Source organism: Streptomyces sp. NPDC044061, assembly GCF_056434305.1.
In genome coordinates this window covers 174,019-194,096 of sequence record NZ_JBWKFL010000014.1, presented here as the reverse complement: position 1 = coordinate 194,096, position 20,078 = coordinate 174,019, and the positions used below count along the sequence as shown (strand labels likewise).

Genomic DNA, 20,078 nt, shown 5'->3' with positions numbered 1-20,078 from the left:
CCTTTGCGTTCGGAGGCGCCGATGTCCCAACTCTTCTCCGAGGAGACCCACCGCAACCTGCTCGCCCGCATCCCCCACTGCACCGGTCGTGAAGTCTCCGACTGGCTGCGCACCGTAGAAGAAGGCCCCGCCCTGTTCCGCTTCGAGGAGAAGGTCAGCTGGCTCCGGCACGAGTACGACCTCGCGTACGGCCACGCGAAGGCGATCGTCCACGAGTACGACCTGCGCAGGGCAGCACGCAAGCTGCTCTGAGACGCCGAAAGGGCCCCGGGGCGAACCCCGGGGCCCTTTCGCGGGACCGGCGGCTAGTCGTTGCTGCTGAAGATGGCCACCAGGCGCAGCATCTCCACGTAGATCCACACCAGGGTCAGGGTGAGGCCGAACGCCGCGAACCAGGACTCCTTGCGCGGGGCTCCGTAGGCGATGCCGTCCTCGATCTGCTTGAAGTCGAGGGTCAGGAAGAACGCGCCGAGCACGATGGCGATGATGCCGACGATCGCGCCGAGCGGGCCGAAGCTGCGCAGGCCGCCGTCCTCGGCGACACCGAACGCGACGAGCAGCAGGTTGACCGCCATGACCAGGACGAAGGCCACGGCGATGGCGAGGCCGATGCGCGCGTAGCGGGCGGTGACGCGGACCCAGCCGGCCTTGTAGACGAGCAGGGTCGCGGCCGAGACCGCCATGGTGCCGAGCACCGCCTGGAAGGGGGCGCCGCTCCAGCGGCTGTTGTACATCTCGCTGATGACGCCGAGGAAGACGCCCTCGAAGGCGGCGTAGCCGAGGATCAGCGCGGGCGACGGGGTGCGCTTGAAGCTCTGCACCAGCGCCAGGACCATCGCGACGATCGCGGAGCCGAAGGCCAGGCCGTAGCTGGTCGCCGAGACCGGCAGCAGCACCCAGGCGAGGACGGCGCCGACGGCGACCGTGCCGAGCGTGAGGGCCGAACGCGTGACGACGTCGTCCATCGTCATCCGGTCGGTGGTGGCCGGGGCCTGCGGCGGGGCGCCGTACTGCACGCCCTGCTGGGCGTACGGGTTCTGCGCATACGGGTTCTGCGCGTAGGGGTTGCCCTGTGCGTACCCGGCCTGCGCTGCGGTGTTGAAGCCGGCGTAGCCGTTGTCGCGGCTGAACCCCCGTCGCGAGAAGACCGGGTTGCTGCTCCTCATTTCACTCCTCCATGGCCACCCTGCGCGGCCTTGGCCTCAAGGGTAATGGATTGGCAAAGGATCGACCGTGATACCTGAGGAGGATCTTTCCCTCGCCGTGCTGCGCAACACGCTACGCGGAGGGCTCATTCCCGGCGACGGAGGCCCGCATTCCATGACGCGACCGCGACATCACCGGATCAGTCCAGCGGAAAGCCCGTGTAGGCCTCGGCGAGGTCGGTCTCCGCCGACCGGGTGGAGGCAATGCGTTCCAGCCGGGCCAGCTGAAGGCGGGCGTCGAAGTCGGTGGCGTCCGGGGCGGGGTGCAGCAGGGTCGTCATGTCGTAGGAGAACCGCTCGGCCTGCCAGACCCGGCGCAGACAGTTCGCCGAGTAGGCGTCGAGGAGGTCGGCGGAGCCGGTCTCCTTCTCGTGGACGAGCGCCCGGACGAAGGTGACGACGTCTCCGACGGCCAGGTTCAGGCCCTTGGCGCCGGTGGGCGGCACGATGTGGGCGGCGTCGCCGGCGAGGAAGAGCCGGCCGTGGCGCATCGGCTCGTGCACGAAGGACCGCATGGGCGTGACGGACTTCTGGGTGATCGGGCCCCGCTCCAGCTTCCAGTCGTCGTCGGTCTCCAGGCGCCGCTCCAGTTCGGCCCAGATCTCCTCGTCGCCCCACTCCTCGGCCTTGGTCCCGGCGGGCACCTGGAGGTAGAGGCGGGAGACGAAGGATTCGATGGGGAGCGAAGCGACTTCCTTGGAAGGGTGGTGGCGGGCGACGGGCGGGCGCATGGACAGCAGGGCGAACCCGCGGTCGTGGCGGGCGTAGACCAGTTCGTCGTGCGAGGGGGCGACGTCGGCGAGGATGCCGAGCCAGGCGTAGGGGTACGTCCGCTCGAACACCCGGGAGGCGGCGGCCGGGAAGGCGTTCCTGGCCACGCCCCAGAAGCCGTCGCACCCGACGACGTACTCGCACTCCAGCACGTCCTCGCGCCCCTGGTGCCGGAAGGGGATGCGCGGCCGGCCGCCGTCCGCGCCCTCGACGGCCAGGGCCTCCGCCTCGAACAGCAGCGGGCCGCCCTCCTCCAACTGGAGGGCGATGAGGTCCTTGCAGACCTCCGTCTGGGCGTAGACCATCACGGACCGCCCGCCGGTCAGCCCGGGGAAGTCGACGCGATGGCGGCGCCGGCCGAAGCGCAGCTCGATCCCGTCGTGCCGCAGCCCCTCCCGGTCCATCCGCCGCCCGGCGCCGGCCGCCCGCAGCACGTCCACCGTGCCCTGTTCCAGGATTCCGGCGCGCTGCCGGTGCTCCACGTAGGCGCGGTCGCGGCTCTCCAGGACGACCGACTCGATGCCGGCGCGGTGCAGCAGCCGCGCGAGGAGCAGCCCGGCCGGACCGGCTCCGATGATCCCGACGGTGGTACGCATCGGTCGTTCCCTTCTCTTCACCCCGGCGCTGTCTTGTTCGCGTGGTGAAGTTTCCTTCACTGACTTACAGGCGTGAGTCTGCGACCGCACCCGCTCCGCTGTCAACGGTCGCGCGGCGGTACGAGGGGTGGATTCGGAGGCGGAAAGTGCCCGGAGCCGGACTTGAACCGGCACGCCCGCGAAGGGGCAGCGAGGTTTAAGCTCGCCGTGTCTGCATTCCACCATCCGGGCAGGCCATGGGCTCCGCTTCGAGGGTTCGAGCCTATCGGGACGCATCCCCCGTCCAGCGGAGGGGACAGCCCGATGTTGTCTTATTTTATTGAGGTCTGAGGGTGCATCAGCCCGCGGAACGGGCCATCCGCACTTGCCAATAGCGTGACGTGACGTGGGCGCGCGCGTACGCGGAATGACGGAATTTCACCTACCGAACGAGGGCGGTCCACCTGTTCTGAAACCGTGCGGCTCTCAGGGCCGCCCGTCCTCCCCAGGTATGACACGGCCCCGCTCCGTCCGACCGCAGTCGCCCCTCGGAACCGGAACAGCGACTGACTACACGGGCGCCGGCGGCCGGGACGATGGATCGGTCCCCACGAACCGACGTCGTCCCGACAGGAGCACCTTCCCGTGACCACCACACCCACCGCCGGCCGGGCCACGGCCGTGGCCGCACGCGCCACCGAGCTGTCGAAGATCTACGGACAGGGTGAGACCCGGGTGGTCGCCCTGGACCGGGTCTCCGTCGACTTCCGGCAGGCCGAGTTCACCGCGATCATGGGTCCGTCCGGCTCCGGCAAGTCCACGCTGATGCACTGCGTGGCGGGCCTGGACAGCTTCTCCTCGGGCTCCGTGCGGATCGGCGAGACCGAGCTGGGCTCCCTGAAGGACAAGCAGCTCACCAAGTTGCGCCGGGACAAGATCGGCTTCATCTTCCAGGCGTTCAACCTGCTGCCGACGCTGACCGCGCTGGAGAACATCACCCTTCCGATGGACATCGCGGGCCGGAAGGCCGACAAGGCGTGGCTGGACCAGGTCATCCAGATGGTCGGGCTGTCCGGGCGGCTCAGCCACCGGCCCTCGCAGCTGTCCGGCGGCCAGCAGCAGCGGGTCGCCGTCGCCCGTGCCCTCGCCTCCAAGCCCGAGATCATCTTCGGTGACGAGCCGACCGGAAACCTCGACTCGCGCTCCGGCGCCGAGGTGCTGGGCTTCCTGCGCAACTCCGTGCGCGAGCTGGGCCAGACGGTGGTCATGGTGACCCACGACCCGGTGGCCGCGGCCTACGCCGACCGCGTCGTCTTCCTCGCGGACGGGCGGATCGTGGACGAGATGTACTCCCCGACGGCCGACTCCGTCCTCGACCTGATGAAGCAGTTCGACGCGAAGGGCCGTACCAGCTGATGTTCCGCACCGCCCTGCGCAACGTCCTCGCGCACAAGGCCCGGCTCCTGATGACCGTGCTCGCCGTCATGCTCGGCGTGGCGTTCGTGTCCGGGACCCTGGTCTTCACCAACACCATCTCCGACGCCTACCAGAAGAGTTCGGCCAAGGGCTTCGACCAGGTCGACGTCGCCGTACGGCCCAAGTACCAGGATTCCCGAGGCGACAAGGTCGGCAAGGAAGCCGAGCTGACCCAGGCCCAGGTCGACCGGGCCGCCAAGGTCCCGGGCGCCGCCTCCGCCACCGGTGTCGTCACCGGCTTCACCGCGATCGCCGGCAGGAACGGCAGGCTGCTCGGCGACGGCTGGCAGTCCGAGGGCGGCAACTACTGGGGCACCGAGGACGCGCGCTACCCCCTCGTCAGCGGTCACGCCCCGCACGGCAAGGACGAGGTGCTGCTCGACTCCAGGACCGCGAAGCGCGCCGGCTACCAGGTCGGCGACACCGTGCGCATCTCCGTCGACGGCCCGGTCCTCACCCCGCGCGTCAGCGGCGTCTTCACCACCGACGACGGCAACGTCGCCGCGGGCGGCAGCCTCGCGCTGTTCGACACGCCGACCGCGCAGGCCCTGTTCGGCAAGAAGGGCACGTACGACGAGATCGACGTCAAGGCAGCGGCCGGAACCAGCCAGAGTGCGCTCAAGTCCGGTCTGGACGAGGCGCTGCCGTCCCGTCTGGTGGAGACCACCACCGGCAAGCAGCTCGCCGACGACCAGGCGCGGATGATCTCCTCGTCGATGAGCGGTCTGAAGCAGAGCCTGCTGGTGTTCGCCGGCATCGCCCTGTTCGTCGGCACGTTCATCATCGCCAACACCTTCACCATGCTGGTCGCCCAGCGCACCAAGGAACTGGCCCTGCTGCGCGCGGTCGGCGCCTCCCGTCGCCAGGTCACCCGCTCGGTGCTGATCGAGGCGTTCGTGGTCGGTGCGGTCGCCGGTGTGACCGGTCTGGCCGCCGGCGTCGGCATCGGCGCGGGACTGCGCGGCCTGCTGGGCTCGTTCGGCGCGAGCGTCCCGGACGGGCCGCTGGTGATCACGCCCGGCACCGTGGTGGCCGCTCTCGCGGTCGGCATCGTCATCACCGTGCTGGCCGCCTGGCTGCCGGGCCGCCGGGCCGCGAAGATCCCGCCGGTGGCGGCGATGAGCAGCGTGCACGCTGCGGCGACCACCAAGTCGCTGGTGCTGCGCAACACGCTCGGCGCGCTGTTCTCGGCGGCCGGTGTCGCGGTGGTCCTCGCGGCCACCTCGATGGACGCCGACGCCGCCGAGGGCCCGATGGGTCTCGGTGCCGTACTCCTGATCACCGGCGTGTTCATCCTGACGCCGCTGCTGTCCCGTCCGCTGATCGCGGCCGCCGCCCCGGTGCTGCGCGCGTTCGGTGTCTCGGGCAAACTGGCCCGCCAGAACTCGGTGCGCAACCCGCGCCGTACGGCGGCCACGGCGTCCGCGCTGATGATCGGTCTGACCCTGATCACCGGCATGACGGTCATGGCGGGCAGCCTGCAGACGTCGATCGACAGGATGGCCGGCTCGGCCATCCGCGCCGACTACGTCGTCTCGATGGCCAACCGCGGCCCGCTCTCCCCCGACGTGGCCACGAAACTCGCCGCCGCCGACGGCGTCACGGCCAGCAGCCCGCTGCGCAACGGCGAGTCCCGCATCGACGGCACCACCGAGTTCCTGACCGGCGTCAACGGGCCGGTGATCGGCGAGCTGACGGACCTGAAGGTGGACGACGGCTCCTTCGGGGTGGGCGGCTCGCGGGTCGTCGTGGACAAGGACACCGCCAAGGCGCACGGCTGGCACGCCGGTTCGGGCTTCACCGCGCACTTCGAGGACGGCAGGTCGAAGAAGCTGACCGTCTCCGGGGTCTACGAGGGCAACGACATGATCAACGGGATCATGCTCGACAACAAGGTCCTCACCCCGCACCTGACCGATCCGGCCGACATGCAGGTCATGGTCAAGACCGCGGACGGCGCCTCCGGCGCGGCGAAGGAGAAGCTGGAGAAGGCCCTCGGCACCAACCCGGCGATCCGGGTCCAGGACAAGCAGGACATCTCCAACGACATCGCGAAGATGTTCACGCTGATGCTGAACATGGTCTACGGCCTGCTCGGCATGGCGGTGATCGTCGCGGTCCTCGGTGTCATCAACACCCTGGCCATGTCGGTCTTCGAGCGCTCCCAGGAGATCGGCATGCTCCGCGCGATCGGCCTGGACCGCAGGTCGGTCAAGCGGATGGTCCGCCTGGAGTCCCTGGTGATCTCCCTGTTCGGCGGTGTGCTGGGCATCGGCCTGGGCGTGTTCTTCGGCTGGGCGGCCGGTGAGCTGCTCGGCACGAAGATGCCGACGTACGAACTGGTCCTGCCCTGGGGCCGGATGACGGTCTTCCTGCTGCTGGCGGCGGTGGTCGGCGTGCTGGCCGCGCTGTGGCCGGCCCGGCGCGCGGCCCGGCTGAACATGCTGGCGGCGATCAAGGCCGAGTAGCCGTTCGGCGGCCGAGTGGCCGTGCGACGCGACCGAGGGCCCCGTTCCGTGACCGGAGCGGGGCCCTCGCCGTGTCAGGGGTTCCAGGTACGGGTCCGCAACGGGAGGCCGGAGGCACCCGACAGCGGGGCGCGGATCGCCAGGACCTGGTTGACGCCGATGCGGTTGCGCTCGAAGGCGAGCGCGCAGGCGGCCATGTAGAGGCGCCAGACCCGCGCGCGGCCGGGGCTGGTCAGACGCGTCGCGCGGTCCCAGCCGGCCTCCAGGTTGGCGACCCACTTGCGCAGGGTGCGGGCGTAGTGCTCGCGGATGGACTCCACGTCCCGGACCTCGAAGCCGGCCCGCTCCAGCTGGGTGACGGTGGTGCCGATCGGCGCGAGTTCGCCGTCCGGGAAGACGTAGGCGTCGATGAACTGGTCCACCTCGTACTCCGATTCGTCGCTCTGCGGGCGGCGGGCGATCTGGTGGTTGAGCAGCCGTCCGCCGGGCTTCAGCAGGGCGTACAGGGCGCTCGCGTACTCCAGGTAGCGCTCGGAGCCGACGTGTTCGGCCATCCCGATGGAGGAGATGGCGTCATAGGGGCCGTCCACGACGTCCCGGTAGTCCTGGACGCGGATCTCCACCCGGTCGGTCAGCCCCTCGTCGGCGACGCGCTTGCGGGCGTAGGCGGCCTGTTCCTGCGACAGCGTGATCCCGACGACGCTCACGTCGTGCTCACGGGCCGCGTGGATCGCCATCGAGCCCCAGCCGCAGCCGACGTCCAGCAGTCGCAGGCCCTTCGTCAGGCCCAGCTTCACGCTGACGAGTTCGAGCTTGTCTCGCTGGGCGGACTCCAGGGTGCCGTCGTCCTCCCAGTAGGCGCACGAGTAGACCATCGACGGCCCGAGGACCAGCTCGTAGAAGTCGTTGCCGACGTCGTAGTGGTGGCTGATGGCGCGCTTGTCGCTGCGCCTCGTGTGCAGATGCCGGCGCCTGCGGACCTCCTCGCTCGGCGGGGCGGGCGGGATGGGCGGCCCGGCGAGCCTCAACAGCTCGCGCCCGGCGGCCCGTACGTCGGGATCGCGCAGCGCCTCCATCAGGGTGCGGGCGTCCTCGCCACGCTCCCAGACGGAGCCGGCCATGGCTTCGAGAGCGGTGTACAGGTCCCCCTCGATGTCCAGGTCCCCCGCGACCCAGGCGCGGGCCAGGCCCAGTTCCCCGGGCTTGAACAGCAGCCGGCGCAGGGCTCGGCGGTTGCGGACCACGAGGGTCGGGACACCCGGTGGGCCGGACTGGGAACCGTCCCAGGCGCGGATCCGCAGGGGGAGCGGTGCTCCCAGCATCTGTTCGGCAACACTCGTCAGCCGCGACGCGGCGTCGGCCATGGCGCACCTCCGCTGAAAGGAATCGGCCCGCTGGATCGTCTCCGTCCCGATGGAGGGAAACGACCCCGCACGCCGACGTCATTCCCCTCCACGCGCTCATGCCGACACGATGGCCGAACCGTCACACGGTCGCGTTACCCCGCGCTCCCCGGTCGGTCAAGTCCCGAGTTCGCGTGCCACGGAAAACAGGGGCATGACCCCGCTCCCGGGACGGGGGTCAATGGAGGCAGAACATTTCGTTCGCCTCCCCCTCCCCCCACACATTGGATGTGCATTGCCATGCCTCGTCGTTCCAAGCTCCAGCGCCTCGTCCTGCTCGCCGCCTCGACCAGCGTGATCACCGGTGGCGTGCTGCTGCCCACCAGTGCCTTCGCGGCCCCGGCACCGCAGACCGCGACCGTCACCACGGCCGACGCGGGCAACGGGGACACCGCCGCGGGATGGACACGTACCACCGACGCCGCGAGCGGCATCAGCGTCCAGCTTCCGGGCCGGGCCAAGGTCCAGCAGGACAATGAGGACGGCGTCCGCAGCCGCTTCTACCTGGTGCCGACCGAGTACGGGGCCATCGGCGTCTCGGTCTTCGAAGCACCCGGCAAGGATCCGTCCGCCCCCTGGGATCTCAAGGCCACTCTCAAGGGCGTACTGGAGGGCTACAACAGCGACTCCAAGTCCTCCCGCGACGTGCTGCGCAGCACCGGTGTCCAGGCGGGCACCACCAAGGGCAACCCCGACCTCACGGCCGATCTCACAGCCGCCGACGGCTCCCGGGGCCACATCCGCCTCATCGACCTCGGCGAGCACATGATTGTCGTCATGACCGTCTCCACCGGCGGGAACCAGGCCCTCATGGACAGGGACCACCAGCAGGTCCTGGACAGCGTCCGGGTGCCGGGCCACAGCGCCGCACAGTCCGACAGGGCCTCCCGGTCCACCTGATCCTCCCGGGCCGTCCGGCCGACGGCGAAGAAGTCCGCGCAGACCCCGAAGGGGCCGCCCGCACCACGGATGGCGGGCGGCCCCTTCGGGTTGGCCGGGGTGGACCTGGGGTCAGGAGGCCTTGGCCTTCTCCTCGGTCTTCGCGGCGGCGACCGGCGCGGGCTTGGCGGCCTCGTAGAACTCCTCGCGCGGGTTCTCCATCGCGCCGAGGGAGACGACCTCGCGCTTGAGGAACATGCCGAGGGTCCAGTCGGCGAAGACGCGGATCTTGCGGTTGAAGGTCGGCATCGCCATGCCGTGGTAGCCACGGTGCATGTACCAGGCGAGGCGGCCCTTGAGCTTGATCTTCACCTTGCCCATGACGATCATCGCGACGCCCTTGTGCAGGCCGAGACCGGCGACCGCACCCTTGTTGGCGTGCTCGTACTCCTTCTGCGGGAAGCCCCGCAGACCGGAGATCACGTTGTCGCCGAGGACCTTGGCCTGACGCAGCGCGTGCTGGGCGTTCGGCGGGCACCAGGCGTTCTCGTTGCCCGCCTTGCGGCCGACGAGGTCCGGGACCTGGGCGTTGTCGCCGGCGGCCCAGATGTAGTCCGTGCCCTTGACCTGGAGGGTCGGCTCGCAGTCGACGTGGCCGCGGGGGCCGAGGGGCAGGCCGAAGCGGGCGAGGGCCGGGTTCGGCTTGACGCCGGCGGTCCAGACGATCGTGTTGGAGTCGACCTCGAGGCCGTTCTTCAGCACGACGTGGCCGTCGACGCAGGAGTCCATGGAGGTGGAGAGGTAGATCTCCACGCCCCGGCTCTCCAGGTGCTCCCTGCCGTACTGGCCGAGCTTCGGGCCGACCTCGGGAAGGATCTTGTCGGCGGCGTCGACGAGGACGAACCGCATGTCCTCGCGGGACACGTTCTTGTAGTACCTGGCCGCGTCCCGGGCCATGTCCTCGACCTCGCCGATGGTCTCCGCACCCGCGAAGCCACCGCCGATGAAGACGAAGGTGAGCGCCTTGCGGCGGATCTCCTCGTCGGTCGTGGAGTCGGCCTTGTCGAGCTGCTCGAGGACGTGGTTGCGCAGGCCGATGGACTCCTCGATGCCCTTCATGCCGATGCCCTGCTCGGCGAGGCCGGGGATCGGGAAGGTGCGGGAGACCGCGCCCATCGCGATGACCAGGTAGTCGAAGGGCAGCTCGTACGCCTCGCCCACCAGCGGGGCGATCGTGGCGACCTTGCGGTCCTGGTCGATGGTGGTGACCCGGCCGGTGAGGACCTCCGCCTTCGGCAGCACGCGTCGCAGCGGGACGACGACGTGGCGAGGGGAGATGTTGCCGGCGGCGGCTTCGGGGAGGAAGGGCTGGTAGGTCATGTACGACCGGGGGTCGACGACCGTGACGGTCGCCTCTCCGTAGCGCATCTTCTTGAGAATGCGCCGAGCTGCGTACAGGCCTACGTACCCACCGCCTACTACGAGGATCCTGGGACGCTCCGTGGTGCTCATGCCATCGAGTATCCACCCGCCCAAGGAGGGCTGCTCGTGCGCCCCTTCACAAGCTCCGGCAGGGCCTGTGCTAAACTCCGCGACCCGCGTGACGCAGGTCATGGTGGCGCCGGGGAACCCGCGGGCGGTCTGACCCGTTGTCAAGGCCGCGTGAGCTGCCTCTCTGGGCGACCCGGGCGGTTGTGAGCACCTCGCAACACCCGTGGAGCACCCCCTTCCAGGCCCCTCCCCCGCCTACCGTCTGAACATGTTCAAACGGCCCCGGAGCTCCCGGAAGGGCCAATCGGCCCCGTTTCACGGTTCCACGAGGCGGAATTCCTTGTGAAGAACTTCACGAAGTTTCCGGACCGACCGTCACCGAGGGGCCCTCGAGGGGCCTCTCGGTCCCGCTCAGACGTTATCCGACCTGCTCAGTCGATGACTACCGATCAGTAACAAAAGAGAGCTACGCCACCGACCACGCGATGCCGTCGAGGATGTCGTGCTCGCTGACGACGACCTCCTCGGCCCCGGTCCGCTCCATGATCGCGAGCAGGACGAGGGCGCCCGCGCCGATGACGTCGACCCGGCCGGGATGCATGGACCGGATCACCGCACGCTCGGCGTGCGTGGAGCGCAGCAGCCGCTCGGTGATCTCCCGGACGCGGTCGCGGGAGACGCGGGAGTGGTGGATGCGGGCGGAGTCGTACTCGGGCAGGTCCTGGGCGATCGCGGACACGGTGGTCACCGAGCCGGCGAGGCCGACCAGGGTGCGCGCCTCGCGCAGCGGGACGGTCTCCTCGGCGAGGTCCAGGGCGGCCTCGATGTCCGCCCGCATGGCGGCGATCAGCTCCTCGGTGGGCGGGTCGCTCACCTTGCCGTCGTGCACCAGGTGCCGTTCGGTCATCCGCACACAGCCGACGTTCACCGACCGCGCGGCCCGCACGTGGTCGTCGCCGACGACGAACTCGGTGGAGCCGCCGCCGATGTCCACGACCAGGTAGGGCCGGGCGAGGTCCTCGCGGCCCTTGAGTTCCCTGGTCGCTCCCGTGAAGGAGAACTCGGCCTCCCGGTCGCCGCTGATGACCTCGGGCTCGACACCGAGGATGTCCACGACCCCGCGCACGAAGTCGTCCCGGTTCTCGGCGTCGCGGGAGGCGGAGGTGGCGACGAACCGCACCTTGCCGGCGCCGAGTTCACGGATCACCCCGGCGTACTCGCGGCACGCGGTGAAGGTCCGCTCCAGCGCCTCGGGGGCCAGCCGGCCGGTGCGGTCCACGTCCTGGCCGAGCCGCACGATCGTCATGCGCCGGTCCAGCTCCAGGAGTTCACCCGTGGCCGGGTTGACGTCTGCGACGAGCAGCCGGATGGAGTTCGTGCCGCAGTCGACGGCGGCGACCCGGGTGAAGCCGGGCGGGACCATCGGCCTGGTCGCGAAGAAACCGCTGCGGACCTCCGTGGGGTCGAGGATCGCGCCCTCCTCGCCGGGGTGCTCGTCCGCCGGGTCGGGCGCCTCGAGCGGCTGCACGCAGGGCCCCTTGCGCCACCACTCCGGCAACATGGCGATCGCCTCGTCGCCGAGGGGGTTCACGCCCGGTCCCGCGGCCAGCGAGTGGCCCACCAGCACGTGCAGGCACTTCACCCGGTCCGGCATGCCGCCCGCGCTCGGGAAGCCCTCCAGGACCTCGATCTCGTCCCGGCGCCGGATGTAGTCCTCGTGCGCGGCCCGGTAGGCGGCGGCCAGCTCGGGGTCCTTGCCCAGCCGCTCGGTCATCTCCTTCATGACGCCGTTCGCCTCCAGCGTGCCGATCGCCGAGGCGGCGCGCGGGCACGTCAGGTAGTACGTCGTCGGGAAGGGCGTGCCGTCGGGCAGGCGGGGCGCCGTCTCCACGACGTCCGGCTGACCGCAGGGGCAGCGGTGCGCGATGGCCCGCAGGCCCCGCGGCGGGCGGCCGAGCTGCTGCTTGAAGGCCTCGACGTCCGCGTCGGTGGGCTCGGTGCGCGGAGTGGGCGGCGGAGGCGTTTCCATGACTGCTTTCAGGGTGGCTTTCTGTCGGTTCACTGGTCGGAGGCGTCGGACTTGTCGACCCCGTCCCAGACGTTCGCGTACCAGGGCCGGTGGGCGGCCCCGAGGTCGGCGCGGGACTGCTTGGCCGCGCCCGGGTCGATCACGACGTACCCGGTCTCCCCGGGCATCACGTAGTGCAGCCGGCGCCGGATCTGCTGCTCGGCGTAGGCGTCGTCCTGCCAGCGCGCCTTCAGGTCGCGCAGCTGCTCGACGCGCTTGCGGGCCTGCTCCTGCCGGCGCTGCTGGTCGGCGATCTCGGCGCGCTGGGAGACGTACTGCCGCATCGGATAGGCGAGGGCGACGATCAGCGAGCACAGCACCAGCGCGAGCAGCGCGGCGCGGCCGGTGAGCCGGGAGCGGCGGGCCTGCCGCTTGGTCTGGGAACGGTAGACCCGGGCCGCGGTCTGCTCGCCGAGCAGTCGCAGCCTGGTCGCGGTGGAGAAACGGTCCCGGTCCTTCACGGCCATCTGGCTCTCGCCTCCCCTTGCCGGTTGCCTCACACGTGCGTACGTCCCCGGACACGGTACGGGACCGGGTGCGGGGACGTACGTACGACTGGCTAGGACTTAGCCCGGTGGAGGTCAGCCCTTGGAGACCTCGATGCTGCCGCGGAAGCGCGGGAACGCGCTGCGGCCGGCGTAGACCGCCGCGTCGTCGAGGATCTCCTCGATGCGCAGCAGCTGGTTGTACTTGGCGACGCGCTCGGAGCGGGCCGGGGCGCCGGTCTTGATCTGGCCGCAGTTGGTGGCGACGGCGAGGTCGGCGATGGTGACGTCCTCGGTCTCGCCGGAGCGGTGGGACATCATGCACTTGAAGCCGTTGCGCTGGGCCAGCTCGACGGCGTCCAGGGTCTCGGTCAGCGAACCGATCTGGTTCACCTTCACCAGCAGGGCGTTGGCGGTGCCCTCCTCGATGCCGCGGGCGAGGCGCTCGGGGTTGGTGACGAACAGGTCGTCGCCGACCAGCTGGACCTTGTCGCCGAGACGGTCGGTGATGACCTTCCAGCCGGCCCAGTCGTCCTCGAACAGCGGGTCCTCGATGGAGACGAGCGGGTAGGCCGCCACGAGCTCCTCGTAGTACTCCGTCATCTCGGCGGCGGAGCGCTCCTTGCCCTCGAAGAGGTACTTGCCGTCCTTGTAGAACTCGGAGGCGGCCACGTCGAGCGCGAGGGCGATCTGCTGGCCGGGGGCGTAGCCGGCCTCCTTGACGGCCTCGAGGATGAGGTCGAGGGCCTCACGGTTGGAGCCGAGGTTCGGGGCGAAGCCGCCCTCGTCGCCGAGGCCGGTGGACAGGCCCTTGTTCTTCAGGACCTTCTTCAGCGTGTGGTAGACCTCGGTGCCCCAGCGCAGGGCCTCGGAGAAGGACTCCGCGCCGATCGGGGCGATCATGAACTCCTGGATGTCCACGTTGGAGTCGGCGTGCGAGCCGCCGTTCAGGATGTTCATCATCGGCACCGGCAGCAGGTGCGCGTTCGGGCCGCCCAGGTAGCGGAAGAGGGGGAGGTCGCTGGCCTCGGAGGCGGCGTGCGCGACGGCGAGGGAGACGCCGAGGATGGCGTTGGCGCCGAGGGAGCCCTTGTTGTCGGTGGCGTCCAGGTCGAACATGGCCTGGTCGATCAGGCGCTGCTCGGTGGCGTCGTAGCCGACCAGCTCCGGGCCGATCTGCTCGATGACGGCGAGGACGGCCTTCTCGACGCCCTTGCCCTGGTAGCGGTTGGGGTCGCCGTCGCGGAGCTCGATGGCCTCGAAGGCGCCGGTGGAGGCGCCGGACGGAACGGCGGCACGACCCGTGCTGCCGTCGTCGAGGCCGACCTCGACCTCGACCGTGGGGTTGCCTCGGGAGTCCAGGATTTCCCGGGCTACGACGACGTCGATGGACGGCACGAGCATCTCCTTCGTGGATGTGACGCTGGTTGTGCGGGGCTGGTGTGCCTTGCGACTAGAGCCTAACCGTCCCGGGGGCGTCGGCCACCGACCGACCGTCCCGTGGACAGAGGAAGACAGCGAGAGACAAGGACGGACAGGGAGACCGTACCCATTGTTCACGCGCGGAACAAAGAGGGGTGTCGGTGAGGTCCGCGCGAAGAGCGGGGAAACAAAGAACCCCGCCCCGGCGCGTTCGGGGGAAAACGCGCCGGGGCGGGGAGCCCGTGGGGACGGGGGACGACCCTCACGAGGCCCTCAGTGTGCGGGCCCGTGATGTGAGAGCGCTGTGGTCCGGGCGGGAACCAGGTGTCACTTCAGGTGCAGCTGCTGGCCCGGGTAGATGAGGTCGGCGTCCTGGACGATGTCCTTGTTCAGCTCGAACAGCTTCTTCCAGCCGCCCTGCACGTGGTGCTTGTCGGCGATGGTGCTGAGGGTGTCGCCCTTGACGACCTTGTACTCGCCGTCGCCCTTCTTGACCTTCTTGCCGGTCGGGGTGGTGACGGTCTTGCTCGCCGACGGGGCCGTGCGCGTGGTGGAGCGGGTGGCGGCCTGCTGGTCGGTGGAGCGGGTGGCGGTGCTGTCGCTCGCGCTCGTGGAGGCGGAGCCACCGGAGTAGGGGGTGCTGGACAGGCCCGTGCCGCAGACCGGCCAGGCGCCCTTGCCCTGGGCGGCGAGGACCTTCTCGGCGATCTGGATCTGCTGCGCCTTGGTGGCCTTGTCGGCGGTGGCGGCGTACTGCGTGCCGCCGTACGCGGCCCAGGTGGAGGCGGAGAACTGCAGACCGCCGTAGTAGCCGTTGCCGGTGTTGATGGACCAGTTGCCGCCGGACTCGCACTGGGCGACCTTGTCCCACTCCGCGGAGGTGGCGGCGGAGGCGCTGCCGGCCGCCATCAGCGGGGCGGCGACGACGGCGCCGGTGACACCGGCGAGCGCGATGGCACGGGTGGCCTTGGACGGACGACGGTGCTTGCCCTTGCCGGAAAACAGCATGGATCGATCCCCTCACCGACGCCTGCGAGGTGAGCTGTCGGGTTCGGGCCGGTTGAGTTGCCCGGCCGCACCCCCTGGGGAGGCACGGCTTCACCCCTAGCCGGATCCAGCCTCAACTGCTGGGCCCGGCACTTACCTTGGGTCCCCCGCTCCTGCCTGCGGCGCATGACGCGACGACTGTTCCCGGGCAACCGCTGGCAGGATTCGGCGTTGCGACTGCCGGGGCTCGTGGTGACGAGCGGTCCCGACCGTAGACATGCGTTCGGCGGAATTTCAAAGACGATCAGGGCTTCTGAGACTCATCCCACACTTTCGCCAAAACGGACATTAGGCGTGAAGCGGGGCGTCAACTCGCGCTACTTATCGCCCGTTTCGGTACCGACTTCCAGGGTCTGACCGGCTGCGATGTGGTTCGGGTCGGAGCCGACGGCCTTCTTGTTGTGGGCGTAGAGCGCGTGCCATCCGCCGTCGACGTCAAGGGAGTCGGCGATGGAGGCGAGCGTGTCCCCCTCGCGGACCGTGTAGGTGCTCTCGTCACGGGAGGCGTGCCGGCCCGAAGAAGTGGCGTTCTGACCGTTTGTCACGCTTTCGTCCGCGCCGCCGCCGCGGTGGCGTCCGCCACTGCTGAGGGAGCCGGTGTCGACCAGACTCCAAGAGCCGCCGGTCTGCCACGAATTGTCCGAGTCATCCGTTGCGGGATCCGTGACACCGGACCCGCTCCCCTGCGCGCTCCCGGAGTCCGGCGATGCGGATTTGTCGGACTTGGGGGCTTCGTTCTTCTTGCCGGAGCCGGAGGAGTCGGAGTCCTTGCTCGCGCCGGGGGAGGGCGTAGTCGCCGTATCCGAGGAGGAGTCGGACGAGGACGACGAATCCGGCAGGCCGGACGAGTCGGATGTACCGGCCGATCCGGACGCATCCGTGGACCCGGAGGAGTCACCGGAGTCCGAGGAGTCCTTGCCGGAGTTGCCCTTGCCGGAGCCGCCGACGCCCGTGTCGACGTCCACGGAGCCGGAGTTGGAGGTCAGACCGGACAGCAGGGCACAGGTGGCCCAGGGAGTGGTGCCCTGGTCGGCGAGGATCTTCTCGGCGACGGCGATCTGCTGCGAGCGGCTGGCCTGGTCGGCGCTGAACGCGTACTGACCGCCGCCGTACTTGTCCCAGTCGTCCTGGGATATCTGCAGACCGCCGTAGTAGCCGTTGCCCGTGTCGGCGCTCCAGGAGCCGCCGCTCTCGCACTCGGCCACCTTGTCCCACGTGGTTCCGTCGGCCGCGTTGGCGCTCGCGGCGCCGAGCAGCGGGATGGCGATGGCGGAGCCGGTCACTCCGGCCGCGACGAGGAGAGCCGGAGCCTGACGGGGGCGACGGTGACGACCGTTCCCGGAGAGCATGCGGAAACCTTTCGTGCGACAGCGGGAGCGGCGCGGCGGGTGGGGCTCGACGCCGCGCTGATGGGTGAACGTAGCGGCAGACGATCACTTGTCACAAGTTAATGCCGCACAGATCACGTGAAGATCACAGAGTTGAACGCTTGTCATCTCTGCCTGTGACAGCACTACTTCCGGCTTGTCCCTCGCTGTCGCTTATACGGTCATTCGCGCTGTCACCCGTAGGGCACGGCGGTGTCTCCCGACGGGCGCGAAGGGCAACCGGAACCATGGACGCGAAACGACCTGAGGGGGGTTCCCAGCCAGGAGGAAGCGATGTTGCGGCACACCCGACTGCCCGGCGAGTCCGAGGACTATCTCGCCGCCCGTGAAGAACTCCGCCGGGCCGAAATCGACCTCATGCGGCACCGCGAGGAGGTCGCGGTCCGGCGGCGGGCCCTTCCCCTGGGCCCCGGGGTCGATGACTACGTCTTCCTCGAAGGGCCCGCCGGCCTCGACGCCGGCGACACCCCGGTCCACGAGGTCTGCCTGAGCGAGCTGTTCACCGGCCCGGACCGACCGCTGATCGTCTACCACCTGATGTACGGCAAGCGGCAGACCGACCCGTGCCCGATGTGCACGCTGTGGATCGACGGCTTCAACGGGGTCGCCCGCCACCTCGCCCGGAACGCCGACCTCGCCGTCGCCGCGGCCGCGGACCCGCCCGCCCTGCGCCGGCACGCCCGTGACCGCGGCTGGTCCCGGCTGCGCCTGCTGAGCTGTGGGGAGAACACCTTCAAGTACGACCTGGGCAGCGAGGACGAGGACGGCGTGCAGGACTCCACCGTCTCCGTCTTCACCCGGGACGCCGACGGCACCGTCCGCCACTTCTACTCCGCCCACCCGCGCATGGCCGAGGACATCGACCAGCGTGGCATCGACCTGCTCAACCCCGTCTGGCACCTCCTCGATCTGACGCCGGGCGGCCGTGGCGACTGGTTCGCGGCGCTGGACTACTGACCACCGGCGGCGCCGCCCACCGGCGTGAACTCCACTGGCAGCGTGCGCAGTCCGCGCATGATGAGGCCGCCGCGCCAGCGCAGCTCGGCCGGGTCCGCCGCGAGCCGCAGGTCGGGGAGGCGGGTGAGAAGGGTGGCGAGCGCGGTCTGGCCCTCCAGACGGGCGAGCGGGGCGCCGAGGCAGTAGTGGATGCCGTGGCCGTACCCGAGGTGCTGGTTGTCCCGCCGGGACAGGTCCAGCACGTCCGGGTCGGCGAACCGCTCCGGGTCCCGGTCGGCGGCGGCGAGGACGACGAGCACCGGGTCCCCGGCCGCGATGTCCTGTCCGCCGATGGTGAGCGGCCGGGTGGCGAACCGCCAGGTGGCCAGTTCCACCGGGCCGTCGTAGCGCAGGAGTTCCTCGACACCGGTCTCCAGGAGGCCGCGTTCGCCGCGGGCCAGGGAGCCCTGCAGCCGGTGGCGCTGCTCGGGGTGCGTGAGCAGGGCGTACGTTCCGTTGCCGATCAGGTTGACGGTCGTCTCGAACCCGGCGAACAGCAGGATGAAGGCCATGGCCGCGGCCTCGTTCTCGGTGAGGTGCTCGCCGTGGTCGGAGGCCCGGATGAGACCGGAGATCAGGTCCTCACCGGCCGTCGGGGTGTCGGGCAGCTCCGCGCGCTTGCGGTGGATGAGTTCGGCGAGGTAGCCGCGCATCTTCTTCACGGACCGCGCGACCCCGCCGCGCGGTCCTCCCCCGTGCCGGATCATCATGCCGGCCCAGTCCCGGAAGTCGTCCTGGTCCTCGCGCGGGACGCCGAGCAGGTCACAGATGGCGTAGATGGGGAGCGGGAAGGCGAAGTCGTGGATGAGGTCGGCCGAGCCGGTCCCGGCGAACCGGTCGATGAGGTGGTCGGTCAGCTCCTGCACCCTGGGCGCGAACTCGGCGACCCTGCGGGGCGTGAACGCCTTGCTGACCAGCCGGCGCAGGCGGGTGTGGTCCGGCGGGTCGATGTTCAGCAGGTGCGTCATCAGCTCGGCCTTGCGCTCGCCCGGGATACCGGTCTTCCCCTTGGCGTGCGCGGGTTCGTCGTGATGCGCCGGGTTCTTGCTCAGCCGCTGGTCGGCCAGCGCCTGCTTGGCATCGGCGTACCGGGTGACCAGCCAGGCCTCCACCCCACTCGGCAGCCGCGTCCGGTGCACGGGCGCGTGCTCGCGCAGCCAGGCGTAGGCGGGGTAGGGGTCGGTGGCGAACTCCCAGGTGAAGAGCTCGGGGGCGGTCGGAGGGTGGGGCTGGTCGGTCACTCCTCGACGGTATCCGGCTCGTCGGCACGGGTGCGCCGGGGTGGCGGGGAAGCGTCTCCGGAAACACCCACCCGCCCGTCGAGGCAACGGTTCTGACCGGGCAGCCCCTCAGCAGCCCGCACCGCATCCCGGTACGCCCGAGCCGCCGCCCGCAGTGCCGCCTCCGGGTCCACGCCCTCCGTCTCGGCGCGGACCGCCAGTGCCAGCAGTTCGTAGCCGATGCCCTCGCCCTGGGGCAGGGGCACGTCCAGGTTCGCCGTGCGGGCGCGGGAGGCGAGTTTGGCGGTCAGGGCGAGGCCGGGCTGGCCGAGGGGGACGCCCTCGGTGACCGAGGTGCGCCGCTTCTCCTCGGCCTTGGTGCGCAGCCAGTGCTCCTTGACGTCCTCCGGAGTCTCGGCCGTCTCCTCGCCGAAGACATGGGGGTGGCGGTGGATCAGCTTGGCGACGATGCCGCCGGCCACGTCATCGATGGAGAACGGCTCGTCCGGGTCCTCCTCGGCGATGCGGGAGTGGAAGACGACCTGGAGCAGGACGTCGCCCAGTTCCTCCCGCAACTCCTCGCGGTCGCCGGCCTCGATCGCCTCGACCAGTTCGTACGCCTCCTCGATGCCGTACTTGGCCAGGCCCTTGTGGGTCTGCCGGGAGGACCAGGGGCATTCGGCGCGGATGCGGTCCATGACCTGGACGAGGTCGAGGAGGCGGGCGCCGGGCAGGTCGTAGGAGGCGGGCAGCAGCTCCAGCTCCGGCATGCGCACCCTGCCGGAGCCGGCCAGGCGGGCCAGACCGTCGGTGAGGGCCGGCTCTCCCTCGCCCGTGGCCACGACCACCGCCGTCCGCCCGCCGGCGCAGGCGTCGACCAGCTCCCGTGCGGTGGGGGACGCCTCCGCCACGGATATCCCGGCCTCCCGCAGATACGGCAGCTGCGGGTGCGCGCCGTCCGCGCACAGCACGGCGTCGGCGGCGCGCAGCGCCTGCCAGGCGGGCCAGGACAGCAGGCCGGGCGCGACACGGTGGCTGGTGGTGAGCAGGACGATGCGGCCGGGGGCGGCTTCGGGGCTGGTTGCGTTCACGGTCCGAACGTAACCCACTCCGCGGACGGGCGGGATCGGTTGTCCACAGGGGTGAGGGTGCCGTGCGATCTTATGACCGGCGGCCTTTCGGCG

The 20,078-nt window shown here is 70.3% G+C and carries 16 protein-coding genes, 1 tRNA gene, 1 pseudogene and 1 riboswitch; of the genes and pseudogenes, 5 read left to right on the top strand and 13 right to left on the bottom strand.

Annotation, left to right across the window (positions count from 1 at the left end; translation table 11 throughout):
* The first annotated feature begins 21 nt into the window (after positions 1 to 21).
* A complete protein-coding gene (locus AC07CM_RS23920) occupies positions 22 to 252 on the top strand; it encodes a DUF4287 domain-containing protein (RefSeq protein ID WP_020940491.1) in 231 nt (76 codons plus the stop codon).
* Between the two features lie 53 nt (positions 253 to 305).
* Here the strand turns inward: AC07CM_RS23920 and AC07CM_RS23915 are convergent, their stop codons facing one another.
* From AC07CM_RS23915 to AC07CM_RS23905, 3 genes are all read right to left on the bottom strand, one after another.
* On the bottom strand, positions 306 to 1,166 hold the full coding sequence (locus AC07CM_RS23915) for a Bax inhibitor-1/YccA family protein (RefSeq protein WP_478878478.1): 861 nt from the start codon (positions 1,164 to 1,166) through the stop codon (positions 306 to 308).
* A 179-nt stretch (positions 1,167 to 1,345) separates the two neighbouring features.
* Positions 1,346 to 2,572 carry a 4-hydroxybenzoate 3-monooxygenase gene (locus AC07CM_RS23910; protein WP_478878477.1) on the bottom strand — a complete coding sequence of 409 codons (1,227 nt, stop codon included), beginning with the start codon at positions 2,570 to 2,572 and terminating at the stop codon, positions 1,346 to 1,348.
* Positions 2,573 to 2,719: 147 nt separating this feature from the next.
* Positions 2,720 to 2,803, bottom strand: a tRNA-Leu gene (locus AC07CM_RS23905).
* Between the two features lie 393 nt (positions 2,804 to 3,196).
* Between AC07CM_RS23905 and AC07CM_RS23900 the strand changes: the two genes are divergently transcribed.
* Both AC07CM_RS23900 and AC07CM_RS23895 read left to right on the top strand, forming a co-directional pair.
* Positions 3,197 to 3,967 carry an ABC transporter ATP-binding protein gene (locus AC07CM_RS23900; RefSeq protein ID WP_478878476.1) on the top strand — a complete coding sequence of 257 codons (771 nt, stop codon included), beginning with the start codon at positions 3,197 to 3,199 and terminating at the stop codon, positions 3,965 to 3,967.
* Positions 3,967 to 6,495 carry an ABC transporter permease gene (locus tag AC07CM_RS23895; RefSeq protein ID WP_478878475.1) on the top strand — a complete coding sequence of 843 codons (2,529 nt, stop codon included), beginning with the start codon at positions 3,967 to 3,969 and terminating at the stop codon, positions 6,493 to 6,495. The genes AC07CM_RS23900 and AC07CM_RS23895 overlap by 1 nt, the downstream gene beginning before the upstream one ends.
* A 74-nt stretch (positions 6,496 to 6,569) precedes the next feature.
* Here the strand turns inward: AC07CM_RS23895 and AC07CM_RS23890 are convergent, their stop codons facing one another.
* Positions 6,570 to 7,859: a class I SAM-dependent methyltransferase gene (locus AC07CM_RS23890; RefSeq protein WP_478878474.1), complete on the bottom strand. Its 1,290-nt coding sequence runs from the start codon at positions 7,857 to 7,859 to the stop codon at positions 6,570 to 6,572.
* 279 nt (positions 7,860 to 8,138) lie between these two features.
* Here AC07CM_RS23890 and AC07CM_RS23885 point away from each other — a divergent pair, with 279 nt between their 5' ends.
* A complete protein-coding gene (locus AC07CM_RS23885; RefSeq protein WP_478878473.1) occupies positions 8,139 to 8,798 on the top strand; it encodes a hypothetical protein in 660 nt (219 codons plus the stop codon).
* A gap of 111 nt (positions 8,799 to 8,909) precedes the next feature.
* Here AC07CM_RS23885 and AC07CM_RS23880 read toward each other — a convergent pair whose 3' ends face one another.
* From AC07CM_RS23880 to AC07CM_RS23850, 7 genes and pseudogenes are all read right to left on the bottom strand, one after another.
* The gene (locus AC07CM_RS23880; protein WP_478878472.1) at positions 8,910 to 10,289 is read right to left on the bottom strand and encodes an NAD(P)/FAD-dependent oxidoreductase; all 1,380 of its coding nucleotides are present in this window, start codon (positions 10,287 to 10,289) and stop codon (positions 8,910 to 8,912) included.
* 445 nt (positions 10,290 to 10,734) lie between these two features.
* On the bottom strand, positions 10,735 to 11,691 hold the full coding sequence (locus AC07CM_RS23875) for a Ppx/GppA phosphatase family protein (protein WP_478878561.1): 957 nt from the start codon (positions 11,689 to 11,691) through the stop codon (positions 10,735 to 10,737).
* A gap of 204 nt (positions 11,692 to 11,895) precedes the next feature.
* Positions 11,896 to 12,297: pseudogene (locus AC07CM_RS23870) on the bottom strand (DUF501 domain-containing protein); the annotation flags it as partial.
* Positions 12,298 to 12,326: 29 nt separating this feature from the next.
* Entirely contained in the window at positions 12,327 to 12,803 is a 477-nt protein-coding gene (locus tag AC07CM_RS23865) for an FtsB family cell division protein (RefSeq protein ID WP_478878471.1), read from the bottom strand.
* 114 nt (positions 12,804 to 12,917) lie between these two features.
* Entirely contained in the window at positions 12,918 to 14,225 is a 1,308-nt protein-coding gene (gene eno / locus AC07CM_RS23860) for a phosphopyruvate hydratase (RefSeq protein WP_478878470.1), read from the bottom strand.
* A 345-nt stretch (positions 14,226 to 14,570) separates the two neighbouring features.
* Complete coding sequence (locus AC07CM_RS23855) at positions 14,571 to 15,251, bottom strand: transglycosylase family protein (RefSeq protein ID WP_478878469.1); 681 nt, start codon at positions 15,249 to 15,251, stop codon at positions 14,571 to 14,573.
* 4 nt (positions 15,252 to 15,255) lie between these two features.
* Positions 15,256 to 15,425: riboswitch (cyclic di-AMP (ydaO/yuaA leader) on the bottom strand.
* Positions 15,426 to 15,607: 182 nt separating this feature from the next.
* Positions 15,608 to 16,639: a transglycosylase family protein gene (locus AC07CM_RS23850; protein ID WP_478878468.1), complete on the bottom strand. Its 1,032-nt coding sequence runs from the start codon at positions 16,637 to 16,639 to the stop codon at positions 15,608 to 15,610.
* A gap of 312 nt (positions 16,640 to 16,951) precedes the next feature.
* Between AC07CM_RS23850 and AC07CM_RS23845 the strand changes: the two genes are divergently transcribed.
* Positions 16,952 to 17,635 (top strand): DUF899 family protein, encoded by a 684-nt coding sequence (locus AC07CM_RS23845; RefSeq protein ID WP_478878467.1) that lies wholly within the window; start codon positions 16,952 to 16,954, stop codon positions 17,633 to 17,635.
* On the opposite strand, the gene AC07CM_RS23840 is transcribed toward AC07CM_RS23845, so the two are convergent.
* A complete protein-coding gene (locus AC07CM_RS23840) occupies positions 17,629 to 18,915 on the bottom strand; it encodes a cytochrome P450 family protein (RefSeq protein ID WP_478878466.1) in 1,287 nt (428 codons plus the stop codon). The genes AC07CM_RS23845 and AC07CM_RS23840 overlap by 7 nt on opposite strands.
* Positions 18,912 to 19,985 (bottom strand): nucleoside triphosphate pyrophosphohydrolase, encoded by a 1,074-nt coding sequence (locus tag AC07CM_RS23835; protein ID WP_478878465.1) that lies wholly within the window; start codon positions 19,983 to 19,985, stop codon positions 18,912 to 18,914. The genes AC07CM_RS23840 and AC07CM_RS23835 overlap by 4 nt, the downstream gene beginning before the upstream one ends.
* Between the last annotated feature and the right edge of the window lie 93 nt (positions 19,986 to 20,078).